Raw genomic sequence first — 18,528 nt, 5'->3', positions numbered from 1 at the left:
TCGCCGGTTTTCCTCGCTTACGACCCGTTGGCAAGAGATAGCACGGTGCATGACGCATTTTCGAAAACCCGCGTGACCTCGCGCGTGATCCCAAGCTGCTCCTCAGGCGCTATGTCGCCTGAATAGCAAAGGCAGAACGTGCCCTCGCCTTGCGGAACGACGGCGACGACGAGGTCTCCCGCGGTTGCCGTCCCGGCCTCCGGATCGACGATCCACCCGCCCAGATGCTTCTGCGTCATCACTACCTCCTGAACGCCATTATAAAAATCCCGCCCCGGCGTGATCATCGAAACGCTCGGCCGACCGCACGTAGCCGAGCAGGACCTTGAGCGACTTGTGCCGCGAGACCTCCTGCATTTTGGCGAGCGAGGCCCGGGTGCGCGCTGCCTCGGTGAGAAACCCTGCACGCAGCGAATGCCCCGCTATCCTGTCCGGATCGAGCCCCTGGAGTCTGGCATAGCGCTTGACCAGGCGTGCTACCGAACGATCGGACATCGCCTCCGCAGTGTATTCCCCCTTCGTCCCGATACGCGTGAACAGCGGTCCCGGCTCGCCGCCCCGAATGGCAAGCCAGGCGTTGAGATGCGCGACGGGTCTCAGGGTCTTTCCTGTCGGCACCGCGATCGTGGCCCCCTCGCCTTCCTGATCAGTCTTGGATTGGCCCACGCGCACCGTCACCCCGGCATCGACCAGTTCGACGTCCGCCAGCTGAAGCGCCACCAGTTCGGAGCGGCGTAGCGCCGCGGCGAGCCCCAGCGCCAGGATCGCCCGATCGCGCACGGCCCGCGTGCTCAGCCCGTCCGCCCCCGCGATCATGCCCGCGAGATCCTTCGCGCCAATCGCCGCTTTCTTGCGCGTGGGCCGTGCGCGCTGCTCGCGGCGGATGCCCGAGAGGGTATCGGCGATCAGCTGGTGGGTGTCGCGGGCGCTCGGGGGCGGCAGGCCTTCGTGGCGGTGCTGCCAGGTGATCGCCGCGAGGTGGCGGGTAATGGTGCTGTCAGCGCGGCCCGCGCGGGCGAGCGAGGCCAGATAGGTGGCAACGACCGCGGGGAGTGCGGGGAGCGGCTCGAGCCCCCTGCCCCAGCACCAGTCCTGGAACTGGCGCCAGTCGCTGGCGTAGGCGCGCAGGGTGTTGGCGCTGCGCGCGCGCAGGCGATAAGCCCGGGCCGCTTCGACCTCAGCGACGAGTTCGGGGACTGAAGCCGCAGAAAGGTCGCCCGCGAGGACCAACACGCTCGTCGGACCGAAGATTCCTGAGCCCTCTGCCCCCTCGCCGCTCTGCTGGTTCACTCGCATCCCTCCTGCCGCCTATTCGTGCTTTCACACGGAAAACCCGGGCTCCAGTAGCCCAATTCAACCTGTCCGTGAAGGACACTTATCGGACAGTCTGCAAACCCTCACAGCAGAGTTTACCTTTTTGCGATTTTCTATACTTTGGCCCGCGTGACATCCGCGCCTCGCCCCTGGCAGCTCGAACTGGCCCGCATCGACGGCGCGCTGACGCTGCTCTCCGAGCCCGAAGCCACTCTCCTCGCCCGCCGCTCGCTACGACGCCTGTGGGCGCACCACGTCCACGCCTATCCCTTTGAAAACCTGGGCCGCGATCACGACCCGGGGCTGGACGCGGCCGAGCTGGTGCGCAGTCCTTACGCCGCCGAGCGCGACGCCTTCCTGTCGTGGATCGGTCGCCGCGCCGCGCCGGCCCTTGCCGAGGCGGCCTGCACGGTGCTCGCCGCCAAGGGCGCCCCGCAATCCTTCGCGCGCGCCTACGCGATTGCCGACCTTGCCCTCGACCGGCTCGATACTCTCCTGCCTGCCGAGGATCCGCTTGGCGCGCTGGTCGACCTCATCGGGCAGCTGACCGAACAGGAAACCGCGTTTCTCGAGGGCGGCTCGGAAACGTACCTCGCCGCCGGACGCGCCTTCAGCCGCCCGCCTGCGCGCGGCGGCGCCTGGGCGGTCTCGCTTGGCGTCGCCCTGCGCCCGCAGCTGTTCGCGCTGGGGGCTGCGCCGCTCGCGCTTGCCGGCCTGGTCCCGCGCGAAGCCTTCCAGGCTCTGCGCGAGCGCTCGATCCCCGCGATCCTCGCCGAGGCCTTGCTCGCCGGCGCGGGCGCCGTGCGCACCGACATCATCGGTTCGCGGGCAGCGGTGGACCTCGGCAAGGCCAGGCTGGCGAAAGCCAACCGCTCCTCGCGCATGCGCGACACCTGGTTGCTGCTTGCCGGGCTCGGCCCCCTCACCCGCGCCGAAATCGCCCGCGCCCTCGGCGTGACCAAACGCACTGCCTCACAAGCAGCCGAGGGGTTAGCGGCAGTCGGCCTGATCGCTCCGGTCGGGCGGCACGAAGGCTTACGGGTCATCATTTCCTAAGGGCGATAGCCCGCGCTCTGCCTCCGACAGCCAGCAAGGTAACTGCAATCGAACAGTCTACGTAGGTTGAATGCCGATCGGGAAGGAGGAGCCGAATGTGGCTCTGATCACGAGAGCCGCAACAGCTTTCCGGAGGCAGCACTGATGAGACTTTTGCCACCAAAGGGGCATCGAAGGCTCGAACTAAATACCGCCATCACCGGCCTACTCTTGCTGTGCAGCTTGTTCTGTTGAATGACGGAGACATGGGATTTAATCGTCTTTTTGCCGTGCTGGCTCTGGCTCTCCTCACGACCACGGAAGCGAACGCGCAATCGGTGGATGCGGCTCGTCCATCCTTCGACGCCTCTGCGGCTTGGTCGTCCTTCGAAAAATTGCTGCATGAGAATTACGGCTACTTCGATCGACCGGGGGTCGATGGAGCCGCCATCCTTGCCGTATTTGCAGGAAGAGCCAAGGCGGCACGATCGGACAAAGAGTTCATCGACACGCTTCAATTGGTATCCCACAACTTTGCCGATCCGCATTTCATCGTAGGCCCCTTCGACGTTGATGACTGGGCGATCATACCGACCTCGTCCGACCTGTTCGGCACCTATGACGGGGCGCTTTTCCGAATAGGCGAGGTGCGAAGCGGCGGGGACGCATGGGCCAAAGGCGTTCGGCCCGGCATGACAGTGCTAAAAATCGACGGCGAGTCGCCTCGCACCGCAATCGAAGTAATAACAGGCCGCCCCTTTGCGGTGCTAAGCTCGGAGCAAATTGGATTTGCGTTCAACGTGGCTTTGGCGGGCCACCGGCGGAGAGCGCGAAAACTGGACGTCGTCGATGGCGGGAAGCAGCGTACATTCGCTCTGGCGGCTACTTCGGATCAAGCCAATCGCATTGCGGACGGACCGCTGCTGAACGTGGAGCGAGACGGAGAACTTGGCATCATCCGGATCAACAACTCGCTCGGGGATCAGAAGTTAATCGATGAGTTCACCAAAGCCCTGGCTGCGCTCAGGGAAACCACAACTCTTCTGATTGATCTTCGCAACACGCCAAGCGGCGGCAACACCAGCGTCGCCCGTGGGATCATGGGCCATTTCGTTGACCATGACCGGCCTTATCAGGTGCACGTTATTCCCTACGAAACACGTGTTCTCGGACCGACACGCAAGTTCGTGGAATTTGTTACGCCGTTCGGCATTCGCTATCCGGGCAAAGTGTATGTGGCAGGAGGAAGGTGGACCGGTAGCATGGGCGAGGGATTAATGATTGGCTTCGACGCGATCGGCGCGACGACAGTATGAACCGCACCGGGATTGCCGGAGGCCAGTTTTCTTAAATTAGGCAGCCAGTGGGACGTCGTCCAGCATAGCGTAGTAGCGTTGCTCGGCTTCGACGGGCGGAATGTTTCCGATCGGCTCCAGCAGGCGCCTGTTGTTGAACCAATCGACCCATTCCAAGGTAGCGTATTCGACGGCTTCGAATGAGCGCCAAGGGCCTCGACGGTGGATCACCTCGGCCTTGTAAAGACCGTTGATCGTCTCGGCTAAAGCGTTGTCGTAGCTGTCGCCGACGCTGCCGACGGATGGCTCGATGCCGGCTTCCGCGAGACGTTCGGTGTACTTGATGGACACGTATTGCGAACCGCGGTCGCTATGATGGACCAGGCCGCCGCGATGAACAGGCCGTCGGTCGTGGATAGCCTGCTCAAGCGCATCCAGCACGAAGCTGGCGTGCGCTGTCCGGCTGACACGCCAGCCCACGATATAGCGAGCGTAGACGTCGATCACGAAGGCGACGTAGACGAACCCCGCCCAGGTCGCGAGTGGAGTAGGAAGCGCATCAGCGCTTCCTCCCCGAACCGTACGTGCACCTTTCAGCGCATACGGCTCTCCATTCAACCCTGGCCCATGGCCATGGCGACGTCATGATAGCGGGAGGTAACGGTGTTTCGGATTTCGTCCCGGAAGATATAGGGGTTTCGATCCGGGTTCCGCCACCGGAACTGCATTTTCTGGCTTGTGACCAGTCTGCGCAGCGCCTTGCCGACAGCTTTTCCCTGATTGCTACGACCATAAATCAGCCAAGTTTTCGACTGGCCGATGTCCGGTACACGGTACCATTTGCGCATCAGAGGCTTGATGCGTGACCGGTATTTCCGCGCCAACCAGTGCGCCATTTTCCAGAACACGACGGTGTCGATGCGCCGGAATATGCGCGCTGTGAAGTCGGTGAACTTGTAGAACGCAGCCCATCCCGCCAGTTGACGGTTCAGGCTATCGATCATGTCCACCGTGGCAACATCATGATTGCCGGAGAGCGCCTTGATCAATCGGTGGGCGAAGGTCTCGGCTTTCTCCTTGGGTATCGTCGAGACCACGGACATGCGTCCTCTTGATCCCCGCCTGCGGATGATCCGGTGCCCGAGGAACACGAACCCGTCATTGACGTGGGTGATATGGGTCTTGCCCATATTCAACGTCAGTTTAAGGCCGCCCTCCAGAAAGGTCCGGCATTCATCACGGATGGCCTCGGCGTGTGCCTTGGTGCCCTTGACGATGACGACGAAGTCGTCGGCGTAGCGGCAGTAGGCGACAGCAGGTTTCCATTGCCGGTTCTCGCGAACCGTGATGGGGCGACCCTGCTGGATGCCGAAGTTCCACGCCCAGCGATCCTTTCGCGCCTTGTCGCTCAGATATTTCGCCTCCAGCCACGCATCAAACTCATGGAGCATGATGTTGGACAGGAGTGGCGACAGAACGCCGCCTTGCGGAACGCCTTCGCTTGAGGCCACGAACAGGCCACGATCAATGTGGCCTGCTTTCAGGAACCGCCGGAGCAGATCAACAAACCGGTCGTCCCGGACGCGCCGCCGAACGCAGCGAAGCAGAAGCCGGTGGTGAACCGTGTCGAAGTAGCTCGCCAGATCACCTTCAATGATCCAGCGGCCCCGCGTCCCGGCACCAGTATCCTGCAACTGTATCTTCACGGTTCGGACAGCGTGATGCACGCTGCGTTCCGGCCGGAAGCCGTAGGAGAGGCGATGGAAGTCGCTTTCCCAGATCGGCTCCATGGCCATCAACATCGCACGTTGGACGATGCGGTCTTTTAGTGTCGGGATACCCAGTGGACGTTTCTTGCCATTGGCTTTCGGGATATAGATTCGCCTGACCGGCTGCGGGATATAACTCCCCGTCAGCAAGTCCGTACGCAGACAGGCTAGATGTTCTGCAAGGCCTGCCTGCATCCGTTGCTTGTCCATTCCGTCAATGCCCGGCGTATGGGCGCCGCTTGACGCCAATACGATCCGGGCGGCTTCGGCAAGCCACGCCCGGTCAGCAATGAGCCTGAGAAGGCGGTCGAACCTACGGTTCGGCTCGCTCTCGGCCCATGTCGCGAGCTTGTGCTGCATTTCGCTGATTATCAAAGGTCTTCACCTCGTTTGGTCAGGTAGTTTGCACTTCAAGCAGATTGAACTGCCCCCTTCGCCATGTGGCCGGCTTTCCCGGTCGCGGACTACTACGGGGACTCCGCCAGCATGGTGGACATCGGGGCCAACTCCTTTCGCATTCCATCATGCCTTCCCTCGTTCATATGCTGGACTTTCACGCGCTGGGGAGGCTGCCGGTCGCAGTCCTTGTCCTTGCGTCCTGCAAGTCGATGCCGATGCCATGGCCTGGCTGCGTTCTCTCCATGACTCCATGCGGGCGTGCTACGTGTACGACCGCAGTCGGATGTCGCCGACTTACGTATCCGGCGCCATCATCAGCATTCCGCCTGTTAAGCCGTGTAGGCGAAGGCGACATTTCAGCCCTCGGATGCGGATTAACCGGTTCGTGTTCCTCAACCTTCCAGCGCTACAGCCTCGGGGACCATCTCGGCGTAACGGCTTCACCTCAATCCTCTTTACCTGCGGGCTACGTCACCCTGTCAGTTGACGACAGGTCACCGCCGCTTGGGCTCATGCCCCCTCACAGCAGAGGGCAGGGCAGTCGTTCATTCCTCCTTTCTCCTTTGCATTCCAACATACGCCCCCGGACCATCCGGGACGAGGCGCACCATAGGTGAAGTCGGAGACCCATAGCATGTTTGGCGCCGGAGCATGGAACTGGCGGTTGACCTGATCGAGCGGGCATGGCGCCGCCTTGTCCGCGATCGTGGTTCGAACCGGCTTGCCGCGGATCACCCCTTGCAGACCAAGATCTCGCATCAACCGCTGTACGGTGCAGCGTGCAACATCGAAGCCCTCGCGCTTCATCTGCCGCCACACTTTGCGCACACCGTAGACGCCGAAGTTCTCGGCAAAGACCCGCAGAACTTCGGGCTTCAGCTCTTCATCCCTCCGGGCACGAGCAGATTGCAAAGCCGGGTCTCGCCGCTTGGCAAGGCGCTCGTGATAGGTGGATGGGGCGATCGGCAGAACCCGGCAGATCGGCTCGACCCCATAGGCATCGCGATGTTCGTCGATAAAGGCGATCATCGTTTGAACGGGCGGTCGAGCTCCGCCTGGGCAAAATATGCCGACGCCTTGCGCAGGATCTCATTGGCTTGCCGCAGTTCGCGGACTTCACGCTCCAATGCCTTGAGCTTCTCGGCGGTCTCCGTCGGCACACCACCGCGCTTGCCGCTGTCCACCTCGGATTTCTTCACCCATTCCAGCAGCGTATGCCCGGAACACCCGATCTTCTCGGCAACCGATGTGATCGCAGCCCAGCGAGAGGGGTAATCGCCCTCGTGATCCAGTACCATCCGGATCGCCCGCTGCCGAACCTCAGGGGCAAACTTGTTCGTCGTCTTGCTCATCGTGGACCCTTCCTCTCAGGAGTTAGGGCCTCCGGCAATCCCGGTGCGGTTCAGTAGGCAGCGACCTCGCACATCTGCTCGGCGCATTGAGCAACGAGACGATCGACGGCTCATCCGCTAAGGTCGATCTTGGGACGGAGCAACTGTTCACCGTCAACGGCCTTCCTCGTGAAGCCTTCCACCCCCAAATCCTCCTCCCACAGGCTGAATCGGATGAGATGCACGACCCTGTGCTTGCGGCAATCGGCCGAGATGGGGCGCCTGTGCAGCCCTAACTGTTGGCGCTCGCAATCATAGCGGCGTCTGCTTGCAAACAGCGCGATTTCCTGCTCGGATTGGCTGACAATGGCCAAGAGGCGGTGCTCACGCTGTTTGCCAATGTGCTCGCCATCGTCCGGCGCTGCTCGCAAAGGGAAACGATCTGCTCACGCTTTCTGCCAATGGCGGAAAGGGGTGGATAGTTGCCGTTGTCAGTCACCATCTAAGTCGGTGTTGCATTGTTCTTAATAGATATGCTGCTGCCGCGCCAATTGCTGATCCGATGAGACTAACACCAAACACGATGGCATGGAGGCTCAGTAGCATCGGGTCGATGAATAGTGATGCAAGAACCGGCAGCGACGCTGCGCCAACCATCACTTTAATTCGAGTTTGTGGAAGAAAAGCGTGGACTAAGCAACTGAATGCGAACGCTGCACCGGCAGAACCAAAAATGAAATACCCTACTCCCACAAGCTCTCCACCCACGGCCTCAGTCGCCGCCTAATTAGCGGACTGCGGTTGGCTTTATGCCAACTTGGTGTTGTATATTGCAATGGCCGATTTGGGGCGTTTACGATCCGGCAGGATTTCGGCGCGAGAGGGTGGTTAGCAGGCTTTGCTCCGACGAATCTTCTCGAAGTCAGGTGCTTGAAGGTCTCGCAATTCCGCCACATGCGGGCCGATATATAAGGCCGCTAAATTACCTAGTCCATCGTAATGGCAGGGAGAGTTTCCAATACCCGACATCACGTATTTTCCAATTCTGCGCTCGAACCCTAGAGGCGTCCCGTCCGTCCACATACTGAGTTCGCCCCAGTATCCACTCGTCTCATTGTCCCAGTGAGCCATCATTTCATCAAAGTCCGCGCCATTCATCTGAAACCTGCGCGTGGTGACGATACCTGTTGACCGATCTAGCACGGCCACTCTGCCCAAGGCATTGGTGCCGTTCCTTGCGAGCGATACAGCCATCCAGCGTTTACCGAATGAGGGCATCGCAACAAAGCGAAGGCTATCGTTGGCACGGTCAGCCGACAGCGGAACGAAAGCCAAAAGTCGCTGTGCGTCATCAAGGATTATATCGCTCTGACGGGCAGATAGAGGGCTCATGATCGTAGCCCCCATCTGCGCGACAAAGGGACGGAACGCGAAGATATAGATCGCCGCCAGCGTCGCAATTGCGAGGCCAACCAAAAGAATGCGCCTTACTCTCGGGTCCCTAGAAACGTCCATTGCCTATATTTATCGGCTGATTGAATGGCCGCAATGGGGCGGGAGCAGCCGATCCGGCGGTTCTGCAAAACCTTCCTTTCTGACGATCCTGCCAGCAGGCAGGACAGGCGAGACATTCTGCGGCTTCCGGTTTGTCAAAACTGTTCTGGAAACCCAATTCGCAAAACCGCCTTCCGTTGACGGGTTTAGAGAACCCATTGGCAGATAACGTGAGCAAAACCCTTCGATTGCGAGCAGCGCCGGACGATGGCGAGCACGTTGGCAGTTAATCTGAGCCCGGTGCCGGACGCCATTGGCAGATAGCGTGAGCAAAAAGCCGCTCCGTTGGCAAGCAGACGCCGCTATGATTGCGAGCACCAACACCTAACGAGCAATTCGAGGACGACGCAAACCGCCCGACCGTCCGGCGCGATGCACCCGTTCTGGCTCCTGCAGGTCTTCAGAGAAGGATATTTGCCAAGCGCGGAGGGTCGGTTATCTTTCGATCGCCGATGCTCAGAACCGAGAGACGTTGATGTATGTCGAGAGGACGCTCCTGGTGTGCCGTTGTTGCAGGGATACTTGCAGCCGCACCCTCCCGGCCTTGTCTGCAACTGGCACCCAAACGAGCAGGGACCAATCGACCACCCGGCAGATTGATCCAGAGATTGTCGTGACGGCCAAGCCTCAGAAGCGCAGTGGCTGGAAGCGGGCGGAAACCGATCACATCGTCATATTCAGCGACGGCAGCGAACCCGAGCTGGTCCGCGTCATCAATACGCTCGAGCGGCTTCATGCGCTGATGACGCGCCTTTATGGAGCCGCCGGGCAGCAGGAAGGTGCGCCCAAGCTCCAGATCACGCTGTTCGCATCGCGTGACGATCTCAAGGAATTGGGATTGCGCAAAATCCGGTCCCAGGAAGGCCCGTTTGCCAGGAGCTTCGCGGACCAGCGCTACTATGACCCGCGCGCAGGTGGGGAGATTCTCGCGATCGCACGCAGCGATCAACTGATCGACCTCAACACAAATCTCGCGCGAGATCGCTTCTGCGAGGATCTTGCCGCCCAGGGAACGGCTATGCCGCTCGGGAACATCGCTTCATGAGGCAACACGGTTTCTCATCCTGATTGACGCGCGACGGAGGGCCCCGATCGGGGCCCTCTTCATATCGTTAGGCCCGCATCAACAGTGGCCTGCTTTTACTCCGCCCCGGTGGCCTGGAGTCTGACCGCCGTTGACACGTCGAAGGCAAGGACGAGGCGGACTGTCCGTCCGCCTCGTCGGCGCCAGCGCTCGCCAAGACCGCCTGTCATGGGAGCGGGATGACGGCATCGACCGCGCGCCATTCGGTTGGTCCGATCAGCCGGCCATGGGTGATCCGGACCGAATGGAGTGCGGCCTCGATCTCGCGCCGCCAATGGTCGAGGAAATCGAACAGCGTGGGGAAGTCGGGCGCAAGATCATATTCCTGCCATATGAACAACTGGAGAAGCGACGGCGCATCGGGCCGGTAGTAATGGATCTCGGCTGTGGTGAGACCGTAGCCCTCCAGCTGCGCGATGAAGCCGCGATCGCTCATTGCAGCTGCCGGCCGTTAGTCCGCGTTTCATCGAGCGATCGCATGGCGGCGAAGACCTCTTCGATCGGAACGGCGCGCTTGGCGCCGGGCGGCTTTCGCATCGCTGGCTGGTCCTTCACCGCGGAGCGGTCGGACGCCCAGGAGGCGAGGATGGCGCGTTTGACTTCGGGCTCCAGGCTCGGATGGTGCGCAACGCCGAAGGGGTGCAAGAAACGGGAAAATGGCTGCGACATGGCCGTGGCTCCTTTCCTTGTGTCGCTCCTTTCTCATGCGTGCGGTGCCGCACGCGGCTCAAGATTTTGGTGCTGATCCGAGTTGCGTCAAGAGGGATGATGTCCGCCATGTTGCTGAAAAGAGCTGAATTGGCACTGTAGGTAGGCGAGCGACAAAAATTTCATTCATCCTCTTGAACCCGAAAATCTCTTTTCCTAGTTCACGCGAACCTGTCGTTCAGATGAACGGCAGGGACATCACAACCTGTTTTGCATCTGGAGGTTTTGCCATGCATTTCCGCCCCTTGCACGACCGTGTGGTCGTCCGCCGCATCGAAGCCGAGGAGAAGACCTCGGGCGGCATCATCATCCCCGACACCGCCAAGGAAAAGCCGCAGGAAGGCGAAGTCGTCGCCGTCGGACCCGGCGCCCGCGACGACAGCGGCCAGTTGGTCGAGTTGTCCGTCAAGGCCGGCGACCGCATCCTGTTCGGCAAATGGTCGGGCACCGATGTCAAGATCGACGGCGAGGATCTGCTCATCATGAAGGAGAGCGACATCCTTGGCGTGATCGACAACGTCGTGCCTCTCAAGCAGGCGGCCTGATCGACCGCCCTTATCACTCGAACATTCAGGAAGGAAATAGAAAGGAGTAGCAGCGATGGCTGCCAAGGAAGTGAAGTTTGCGTCGGACGCGCGCGACCGTATGCTGCGCGGCGTCGATACGCTTGCCAACGCCGTGAAGGTGACGCTCGGACCCAAGGGCCGCAATGTCGTCATTGAAAAGTCGTTCGGGGCACCCCGCATCACCAAGGACGGCGTCACCGTCGCCAAGGAAATCGAGCTTGCCGACAAGTTCGAGAATATGGGCGCGCAGATGCTGCGCGAGGTTGCCAACAAGCAGAACGACAAGGCGGGCGACGGCACCACCACTGCGACCGTGCTGGCCCAAGCGATCGTGCGCGAGGGCTCGAAGGCGGTCGCCGCCGGCATGAACCCGATGGACGTCAAGCGCGGCATCGACCTTGCCGTCAGCGCGGTGGTCAGAGACCTTGAATCCCACGCCAAGAAGGTCGGGGCCAACAGCGAGATCGCGCAGGTTGCCACCATTTCCGCAAATGGCGACGAGGAAGTCGGGCGCATCCTCGCCGAAGCGATGGAAAAAGTCGGCAATGAGGGCGTGATCACCGTTGAGGAAGCCAAGAGCCTCGAGACCGAGCTTGAGACGGTCGAGGGCATGCAGTTCGACCGCGGCTATCTCTCGCCTTACTTCATCACCAACGCCGAGAAGCTCAAGGTCGAGCTCGACGATCCCTACATCCTGATCCACGAGAAGAAGCTTTCGAACCTGCAGCCCCTCGTGCCTCTGCTCGAGAAGGTCGTGCAGTCCGGCCGGCCGCTGCTCATCACCGCGGAGGATGTCGAAGGCGAAGCGCTCGCCACGCTCGTGGTCAACAAGCTGCGCGGCGGGCTCAAGATCGCCGCGGTCAAGGCGCCGGGCTTCGGCGATCGCCGCAAGGCCATGCTCGAGGATATCGCGATCCTGACCGGCGGCAATGTGGTCTCCGAGGATCTCGGCATCAAGCTTGAGAATGTCACGATCAACATGCTCGGCCGCGCCAAGAAGGTAACGATCGACAAGGACAATACGACGATCATCGACGGGGTGGGGCAGAAGGACGATATCGATGGCCGCGTCGCGCAGCTGCGCCAGCAGATCGAGACCACCACGTCCGACTATGACCGCGAGAAGCTGCAGGAGCGCGTGGCCAAGCTCGCCGGCGGCGTGGCGGTGATCCGGGTGGGCGGCGCGACCGAGGTCGAGGTCAAGGAGAAGAAGGACCGCGTCGACGACGCGCTCCATGCGACGCGGGCCGCTGTCGAGGAAGGCATCCTGCCGGGCGGCGGCATCGCGCTGCTCCGTGCGATCAAGGCGCTCGATGAATTGAAGGCCGCCAACGACGACCAGCAGTCCGGCATCGACATCATCCGCCGGGCCCTGCGCGCACCCGCGCGGCAGATCGCCGAGAATGCCGGCGAGGACGGCGCCTATATCGTCGGCAAGCTGCTCGAGAGCTCCGACTATAACTGGGGCTTCAATGCCGCCACCGCGGAGTATCAGGACCTCGTCCAGGCGGGCGTGATCGACCCGGCCAAGGTCGTGCGCACCGCGCTCCAGGACGCCGCCTCTGTCGCTTCGCTGCTCATCACCACCGAGGCGCTCGTCGCCGAGCTGCCAAAAGAGGATAAGGCCGCGCCGATGCCGGCGATGGACTACTGACCCCAATCGGGGCCGGCGCTCGAGCCGGCCCCGACTTTCCGTTCCAATCGGCAGGCAGGGGCTCGTCGATCTCCCCTGCCCTGCCGGCAGCCCAGGGAGAACCAGACGATGAAGATCGCACAGATTGCACCGCTTGCTGAAAGCGTGCCTCCCAAACTGTACGGCGGCACCGAACGAATTGTTTCCTATCTGACCGAAGAGCTGGTGCGGGAGGGACACGAGGTCACGCTCTTTGCAAGCGGGGATTCCCGGACGAATGCGCGTCTCGTGCCGGCTTGCGAAACGGCCCTGCGGCTAGACCCGGGGTGAAGGATCCTCTTCCCCATCATATGGTCCTGCTCGAGGAAGTCCGCCGCCGCGCCGACGAATTCGACGTGCTTCACTTCCATATCGACCTCTTGCACGCTCCAATGGTGGCCGATTTTGCCGGGCGCACAGTGACGACATTGCACGGGCGGCTCGATCTTCCTGATCTGCAGCCCTTTTACCGCGCATTTCCTGACCTGCCGCTGGTTTCCATTTCCAATGACCAGCGGCGCCCCATGCCGCCTGTCAACTGGGTGCGCACGGTTCACCATGGGCTCCCCACCAACCTGTTGCCAGCCAGGGTCCAGCCCAAAGGCGACTATCTCGCTTTCCTGGGGCGCATCTCGCCCGAGAAGCGACCCGATCGCGCTATCTCAATCGCAGCCGCCGCGGGCATGAAGCTGAAGATCGCCGCAAAGATCGACCAGGCAGATCTCGAATATTGGAAAAAGGTGATAGAGCCGATGATCCGGGTATCGCCCAACGTCGAATTCATCGGCGAAATCAACGAGCGACAGAAGGCCGAGTTTCTGGGTAATGCGCGCGGCCTGCTGTTTCCGATCGACTGGCCCGAACCCTTCGGACTGGTGATGATCGAGGCGATGGCATGCGCGACGCCGGTAATCGCTTTTCGCTGCGGCTCAGTCCCTGAAGTCATCGATCACGGCGTGTCCGGGTTCATCGTCGATACGCTTGAGGAGGCGGTGACGGCAGTATCGCATCTCGACGCGCTTGATCGCCGGCGCGTTCGCGAGACCTTCGAACGCCGCTTCTCTGCGGGCCGCATGGCAGCCGACTATCTCGATCTGTACCGCAATCTGCCCGGCTCCCGGACGCAGGCCGCACGCTATCGGCGGCTACTGGGGGAGAGCGCGGACCTGCAGGTCGTCGCCTGAGGAGGCCTATCATGCACGCGATTGTCGAAAGGTGGCCAAAAGTACAGCCGCAATCTGACACCATATCCCGGGCGCCAGCTCAATTCCTTGTGCCCGCAACCGCCTCGTTGCATGAAAGAAGGCCCCGTACCCTCAAACATGGAGATACATTCGCGCTTTTCGATCATAGTGGTGATGCGATTGGCGGCCCTGGTAGTCCCGAAGGCCTCTATCATTGTGATACACGCCATCTTTCGCATTTTTATTTGACCATGGAGGAAGGCGGGCGGCCGATTCTTCTCAGTTCGGCCCTGCGCGACGACAATGCCACCCTGACATGCGATCTTACAAATCCGGATTTTCCCGGATCAGATGGCGGTCATGGGCTAAAGCATGACCTGATCCATATCCGCCGCACGCGCTTTCTATGGGATGCTGGCCTGTTGGAGAGGCTGACCATTTGTAACTATGACGACAAGGCTCATTCCATTAACCTGAGGCTGGAGTTTGGCGCGGATTTCCTGGATCTGTTCGAGGTCAGGGGAACGACACGAGACGCCCGTGGCCATCTGCGCGCGCCGCAGATCGGTCGGGACCACGTCGTTCTTGCCTATGAAGGGCTTGATGGCATGGTCCGCGAGACGTCCCTCCGCTTTGCGCCAGTGCCCCAGGAGATCGAAGCCGACCACGCGCTTTTCACCTTGACGTTTGCGCCGCAGGAACGGCAGACGCTGCTGATCCGAATTCGGTGCGGGCCGTTGGAGCATGATGCGGATCTGCGGCAGTCCTTCGGCCAGTCCATGCGTCAGTCGCGGCGAGCCTTGCGCCATGCCTCCGCCCGCGCCGCATCGCTCGCATCCTCCAACGAGACCGTCAACGAAACGCTGCGCCGCTGCGTGGCCGACACCTATATGCTCGTCACCGATACGGAGCATGGACCGTTCCCCTATGCGGGGATTCCTGGTTCAGCACCGTCTTCGGTCGGGATTCGATCATTACCGCGATGGAGACGCTATGGCTTGATCCGGGTATCGCGCGCGGCGTACTCTCGTTTCTTGCCGCGCATCAGGCGACGGCATTCGACCCGCACGCGGATGCGGAACCCGGCAAGATCCTGCACGAGCTGCGCCGCGGTGAAATGGCGATATTGGGTGAAGTGCCCTTTCGTCATTATTATGGCAGCATCGATTCCACACCCCTTTTCATCATGCTCGCCGGGCAGTATCTCGAGCGGACCGGCGATCTTGGTTTCATCCGTTCGATCTGGCCTCAAATCGAAGCTGCGCTTGGCTGGATCGACAACCATGGCGATCGGGACGGCGATGGCTATGTCGAATATGGCCGATATACCGATCAGGGACTTGCCAATCAGGGCTGGAAAGACAGTTACGACTCCGTCTTTCATGCGGACGGAAGGCTCGCCCGAGGACCGATTGCCCTCGCTGAGGTGCAGGCCTATGTCTATGGCGCCTGGATGGCGGCGGCGACAATGCTCGATAGCTTCGCCGACAGCGATAAGGCGGCAGTGTTCCGCGAGAAGGCATCGGCGCTTCAGGAACGCTTCGACCGCGCCTTCTTCGACGAGGCGCTTGGCACCTACGTTCTGGCTCTGGACGGAGACAAGCGCCCGTGCCGGGTTCGCTCTTCCAACGCGGGTCATGTCCTGTTTACGGGACTGGCCAGGCAGGAACGCGTCGCGCGCCTGATCGAGACTTTGATGGCGCCTTCTTCCTTTTCCGGATGGGGCATTCGCACCGTCCCCGCGACGGAGGCGCGCTACAATCCGATGAGCTATCATAACGGCTCGGTCTGGCCGCATGACAACGCCCTGATCGCGGCCGGCTTCGCTCGGTATGGCTTCCGGGCGGAGGCTGCCCTGATTTTCGAGGGGCTGATGGCTGCTTCGACCTATGTCGACCTGCGGCGATTGCCAGAACTGTTTTGCGGTTTCCCGCGACGTCCGGCTCAGGGACCGACATTCTATCCCGTGGCATGTGTCCCCCAAGCCTGGGCGGCCGCAGCGCCATTGTTCCTGCTTCAATCCTGTCTAGGCCTGAGTTTTGATACCCAGGCCGAGCAGATATTGTTCGCCGAACCCATATTGCCCGGGAATCTCGATGAGTTCCTCATTCGCCATATCCAAGTAGGCAATGGCCAGGCAGATGTCGTGCTGCGCCGCTCCGGTCGTAAGGTCGTGGTCGATGTGCCCGACCGGACCAGCAATGTACGCGTCCTATCGTTGACGTGAGGACAGGAGCGGCACGGCGCTGCCCGACGCCGTGTCGCTTCCTTAAATTGACGGTAATCACATGAATCCGACAGGGCGCGCGCGTAATTCTATGGTGATACCGCTATAAACGGCATTGCGCGGCCATCTTGCTCGCCTCACTGTCCGAAAATCACTGTCGGATTGAGAAGGTGTCCGGCAACGCCGGTGGCAGGGTTTTCCGTCAGGGGGCGTCGGCGCTGATCAGGCACCTGGCCACGACCGACAGCATGGACCGGCGCGTTTCATGTGTTTTACGACGAATCGGTCTCCACGGCGCGAGAGAGGCGCCTGTCGCAGCAAGTGCCGTAATGCCCGCCACACTCGGGCCCGGTGCTTTACCTCTTTGGTTGAAGAGCAGGCCGGAGCTTGGCCAAGCCCCGAACGGCATAATCATTGGACGGATCGAGCTTCAACGAGCGCTCGAAATAGTCAATTGCCGTGCCCCGGTCATCACGCGCGGCGGCGCTGTCGGCCATCCCGTCCCACGCATAGGGGAGGTTGGGAAACCGCTGCAGAGCGAAGCGGAAGATCGCATCCGCCTCCACCAGCTTGCGCGCATCGATCAGGTCGTAGCCGACCTCGACAAGCGTGTCGCCGGTCGCATCCGCGCGCGCCGGTGTCTCGTTTCGGGCCCGATCGAACCTGGCCGTCGCTGCAGCGACGCTGCCGCGCTCCACGGCGTCCCATAACTCGTCTCGGAGCTGAGGGGCAGGCATCTTGTACGACACACCGAACATGATGGCGGAAAGATCGATCGCCGCCCTGGCGGCCGACATGTGGTCGCCATTGCCGAGGATGATGACCGTCACCCCATCGTCTGGGAAGCGCAGGATGTAGGAGGAGAAGCCGCCGTCACTACCCGAGTGCCCAACTGTCCTGCGATCGAACCGCGTCCCGACCTCCCAGCCATACGCATATCCGTTCTTGTATGGCGTGAATATCTCGTCGAGCGTATGACGGGAGACCAGCTTCTCGGTGTATAGTGCCTGATCCCAGCGCAGGAGGTCGCCGATTGTGGAGACGATGCCGGTGTCGCCCAGCCGCGTCGAGGGATCGACATAGGTCGCGGTGATGAACGCCGAGCCGCGAGAATAATAGCCCGAGGCTGCGCCGGGTACGACCCTTCGATTATCGTCGTAGCTGCTGTGGCTCATGCCGAGTGGCGTGAAGATATTGGCCTGCAGATAGTCCCCGAAGTCGGAACCCGAGATGCGCTCGACGATGAGGCCAAGGAGAAAGTAGCCGGAATTGGAATATTCGTACTTCTCGCCCGGCACGAACCTCAGCGGTAGCGCCCGGAACAGGTCGACGAAGTCGGCTCTGGTGTAGTGCTTCAAGCTCAGATCGTCGTCCCAGTCGGGCAGACTGGACACGTTCCTGATGCCGGACGTGTGGGTCAGCAGGTGGCGGATCGTGATCGGCTTCCAGGCGGGCGGACAGTTGGCGAGATGGGTACAGATCGGGTCATCGACATGGAGCTTGCCGCGATCACGCAATTGCATGATCGCCATCGCCGTGAATTGCTTGGTCAGGGACGCAATGTGGAACGCGGTGCGCGGCGTGTTCGGTACGCCCAATTCATAGCTCGCCATGCCATAGGCCGCGTCAAACAGCGGCGCGCCATGGCGGGCGACGAGAACGGCGCCGGTGAAGTGATCGTTCGCGACTGCCGCTCGCATATAGGCATCGACCTGCGCGCGCAGATCGTTACGCGGCTGCGCCTGCTCCGTCGTCGCAGGTGTCGTCTGTGCCCGAACATGCACGGTCGTGCAGGCCAGCAAACCGATGGCTATCGCAGCGGCGATCGGTGATCCACCTCTCACGATCAGCCGGGCCGTCATGCCGCTTTCTCGGCAATCGCGTTGGCCGCGCTGGTCATCCTGGCGATGTAGGGACGTGTCGTCAGCAGGGCCTCGGCCCGCTGCAGGTGGTCCCACAGGTCGTCGCCGAGTTCCTGCATAAGGCAGCGCGTCACCTGTTCGTTGACGGCGCGGGCGTGGTGGATCGCAGGCATGGCCGAAGTCCCTTTGGCGGTCAGGCGCAGCATTGTACGGCGGCGATCTTCCGGATCGCCGTGACGTTCCACCAGCCCCCGCTTCTCCAATACACCTACCCATTGGAGGGCCAGCGGATGCGACTGGCGCAGCACGGTTGCGAGTTGCGTGACGGAAAGCTGTCCCTTTTGTTCGAGCGCGAACATCGTCGAATGCGTACGCAGCGGTGGTATCGCTGGATATTGGTTGGTCCACTCCGTGCCGCCATCGACCATGAGATCGGACAGTCGGCGAAGCATGTGCGGTAGGAAGGCCGGCCCGAGCGAGCGCACGAAATCGTCATTTTTCATGCTGACCCGCTACAGCAATACAACT

The 18,528-nt window shown here is 61.4% G+C and carries 14 protein-coding genes, 4 pseudogenes and 1 other annotated feature; of the genes and pseudogenes, 7 read left to right on the top strand and 11 right to left on the bottom strand.

The window, feature by feature from the left end; translation table 11 throughout:
- Positions 1-17: 17 nt before the first annotated feature.
- Both KZO24_RS30010 and KZO24_RS30005 read right to left on the bottom strand, forming a co-directional pair.
- Positions 18-239 (bottom strand): hypothetical protein, encoded by a 222-nt coding sequence (locus KZO24_RS30010; protein ID WP_486487993.1) that lies wholly within the window; start codon positions 237-239, stop codon positions 18-20.
- 19 nt (positions 240-258) lie between these two features.
- A complete protein-coding gene (locus tag KZO24_RS30005; protein ID WP_486487992.1) occupies positions 259-1,290 on the bottom strand; it encodes a tyrosine-type recombinase/integrase in 1,032 nt (343 codons plus the stop codon).
- A 153-nt stretch (positions 1,291-1,443) separates the two neighbouring features.
- Between KZO24_RS30005 and KZO24_RS30000 the strand changes: the two genes are divergently transcribed.
- Complete coding sequence (locus KZO24_RS30000; protein ID WP_486487991.1) at positions 1,444-2,370, top strand: hypothetical protein; 927 nt, start codon at positions 1,444-1,446, stop codon at positions 2,368-2,370.
- A gap of 230 nt (positions 2,371-2,600) precedes the next feature.
- Positions 2,601-3,665 (top strand): S41 family peptidase, encoded by a 1,065-nt coding sequence (locus tag KZO24_RS29995; protein ID WP_486487990.1) that lies wholly within the window; start codon positions 2,601-2,603, stop codon positions 3,663-3,665.
- A gap of 36 nt (positions 3,666-3,701) precedes the next feature.
- Here the strand turns inward: KZO24_RS29995 and KZO24_RS29990 are convergent.
- The 5 genes and pseudogenes from KZO24_RS29990 to KZO24_RS29970 all read right to left on the bottom strand — a co-directional run.
- Positions 3,702-4,193, bottom strand: a pseudogene (locus KZO24_RS29990) (IS3 family transposase); the annotation flags it as partial.
- Positions 4,194-4,258: 65 nt separating this feature from the next.
- Complete coding sequence (gene ltrA / locus KZO24_RS29985; protein WP_486487989.1) at positions 4,259-5,773, bottom strand: group II intron reverse transcriptase/maturase; 1,515 nt, start codon at positions 5,771-5,773, stop codon at positions 4,259-4,261.
- A 615-nt stretch (positions 5,774-6,388) separates the two neighbouring features.
- Positions 6,389-7,164 (bottom strand): annotated as a pseudogene (locus tag KZO24_RS29980) (IS3 family transposase); the annotation flags it as partial.
- Positions 6,767-6,883: a sequence feature (AL1L pseudoknot), on the bottom strand. It overlaps the preceding pseudogene by 117 nt.
- A 110-nt stretch (positions 7,165-7,274) precedes the next feature.
- Positions 7,275-7,517: a hypothetical protein gene (locus KZO24_RS29975; protein WP_486487988.1), complete on the bottom strand. Its 243-nt coding sequence runs from the start codon at positions 7,515-7,517 to the stop codon at positions 7,275-7,277.
- A 514-nt stretch (positions 7,518-8,031) separates the two neighbouring features.
- Entirely contained in the window at positions 8,032-8,619 is a 588-nt protein-coding gene (locus tag KZO24_RS29970; protein WP_486487987.1) for a hypothetical protein, read from the bottom strand.
- A gap of 622 nt (positions 8,620-9,241) precedes the next feature.
- Between KZO24_RS29970 and KZO24_RS29965 the strand changes: the two genes are divergently transcribed.
- Complete coding sequence (locus KZO24_RS29965; RefSeq protein ID WP_486487986.1) at positions 9,242-9,742, top strand: hypothetical protein; 501 nt, start codon at positions 9,242-9,244, stop codon at positions 9,740-9,742.
- A 205-nt stretch (positions 9,743-9,947) separates the two neighbouring features.
- Here KZO24_RS29965 and KZO24_RS29960 read toward each other — a convergent pair whose 3' ends face one another.
- Both KZO24_RS29960 and KZO24_RS29955 read right to left on the bottom strand, forming a co-directional pair.
- Entirely contained in the window at positions 9,948-10,217 is a 270-nt protein-coding gene (locus KZO24_RS29960) for an usg protein (RefSeq protein WP_486487985.1), read from the bottom strand.
- On the bottom strand, positions 10,214-10,450 hold the full coding sequence (locus KZO24_RS29955) for a hypothetical protein (RefSeq protein ID WP_486487984.1): 237 nt from the start codon (positions 10,448-10,450) through the stop codon (positions 10,214-10,216). Before KZO24_RS29955 ends, KZO24_RS29960 begins: the two co-directional genes overlap by 4 nt.
- Positions 10,451-10,719: 269 nt before the next feature.
- Between KZO24_RS29955 and groES the strand changes: the two genes are divergently transcribed.
- From groES to KZO24_RS29935, 4 genes and pseudogenes are all read left to right on the top strand, one after another.
- Positions 10,720-11,034, top strand: a complete 315-nt coding sequence (gene groES, locus KZO24_RS29950) for a co-chaperone GroES (RefSeq protein WP_486487983.1) — start codon at positions 10,720-10,722, stop codon at positions 11,032-11,034.
- 55 nt (positions 11,035-11,089) lie between these two features.
- Positions 11,090-12,709, top strand: coding sequence for a chaperonin GroEL (gene groL / locus KZO24_RS29945; RefSeq protein WP_486487982.1), 1,620 nt, complete (start codon positions 11,090-11,092; stop codon positions 12,707-12,709).
- A gap of 108 nt (positions 12,710-12,817) precedes the next feature.
- A pseudogene (locus KZO24_RS29940) lies at positions 12,818-13,911 on the top strand (glycosyltransferase family 4 protein).
- A gap of 11 nt (positions 13,912-13,922) precedes the next feature.
- Positions 13,923-16,138 (top strand): annotated as a pseudogene (locus KZO24_RS29935) (amylo-alpha-1,6-glucosidase).
- Between the two features lie 356 nt (positions 16,139-16,494).
- On the opposite strand, the gene KZO24_RS29930 reads toward KZO24_RS29935, so the two are convergent.
- Complete coding sequence (locus KZO24_RS29930) at positions 16,495-18,000, bottom strand: serine hydrolase (RefSeq protein ID WP_486487981.1); 1,506 nt, start codon at positions 17,998-18,000, stop codon at positions 16,495-16,497.
- A complete protein-coding gene (locus tag KZO24_RS29925) occupies positions 17,997-18,503 on the bottom strand; it encodes a MarR family winged helix-turn-helix transcriptional regulator (protein WP_486487980.1) in 507 nt (168 codons plus the stop codon). The genes KZO24_RS29930 and KZO24_RS29925 overlap by 4 nt, the downstream gene beginning before the upstream one ends.
- Positions 18,504-18,528 lie beyond the last annotated feature (25 nt).

The organism is Novosphingobium sp. NFX11 (genome assembly GCF_057376415.1).
The sequence above is the reverse complement of the archived record's forward strand: the minus strand, read 5'-3'. Positions and strand labels throughout refer to the sequence as shown.

What these genes read in the sequence shown, in the direction of transcription:
- KZO24_RS29930 (WP_486487981.1), bottom strand. Translation starts at nt 18,000, where the DNA reads ATGACGGCCCGGCTGATCGTGAGAGGTGGATCACCGATCGCCGCTGCG.
- groL (WP_486487982.1), top strand. Translation starts at nt 11,090, where the DNA reads ATGGCTGCCAAGGAAGTGAAGTTTGCGTCGGACGCGCGCGACCGTATG.
- groES (WP_486487983.1), top strand. Translation starts at nt 10,720, where the DNA reads ATGCATTTCCGCCCCTTGCACGACCGTGTGGTCGTCCGCCGCATCGAA.
- KZO24_RS29925 (WP_486487980.1), bottom strand. Translation starts at nt 18,503, where the DNA reads ATGAAAAATGACGATTTCGTGCGCTCGCTCGGGCCGGCCTTCCTACCG.
- KZO24_RS30010 (WP_486487993.1), bottom strand. Translation starts at nt 239, where the DNA reads ATGACGCAGAAGCATCTGGGCGGGTGGATCGTCGATCCGGAGGCCGGG.
- ltrA (WP_486487989.1), bottom strand. Translation starts at nt 5,773, where the DNA reads ATGCAGCACAAGCTCGCGACATGGGCCGAGAGCGAGCCGAACCGTAGG.
- KZO24_RS29960 (WP_486487985.1), bottom strand. Translation starts at nt 10,217, where the DNA reads ATGAGCGATCGCGGCTTCATCGCGCAGCTGGAGGGCTACGGTCTCACC.
- KZO24_RS29955 (WP_486487984.1), bottom strand. Translation starts at nt 10,450, where the DNA reads ATGTCGCAGCCATTTTCCCGTTTCTTGCACCCCTTCGGCGTTGCGCAC.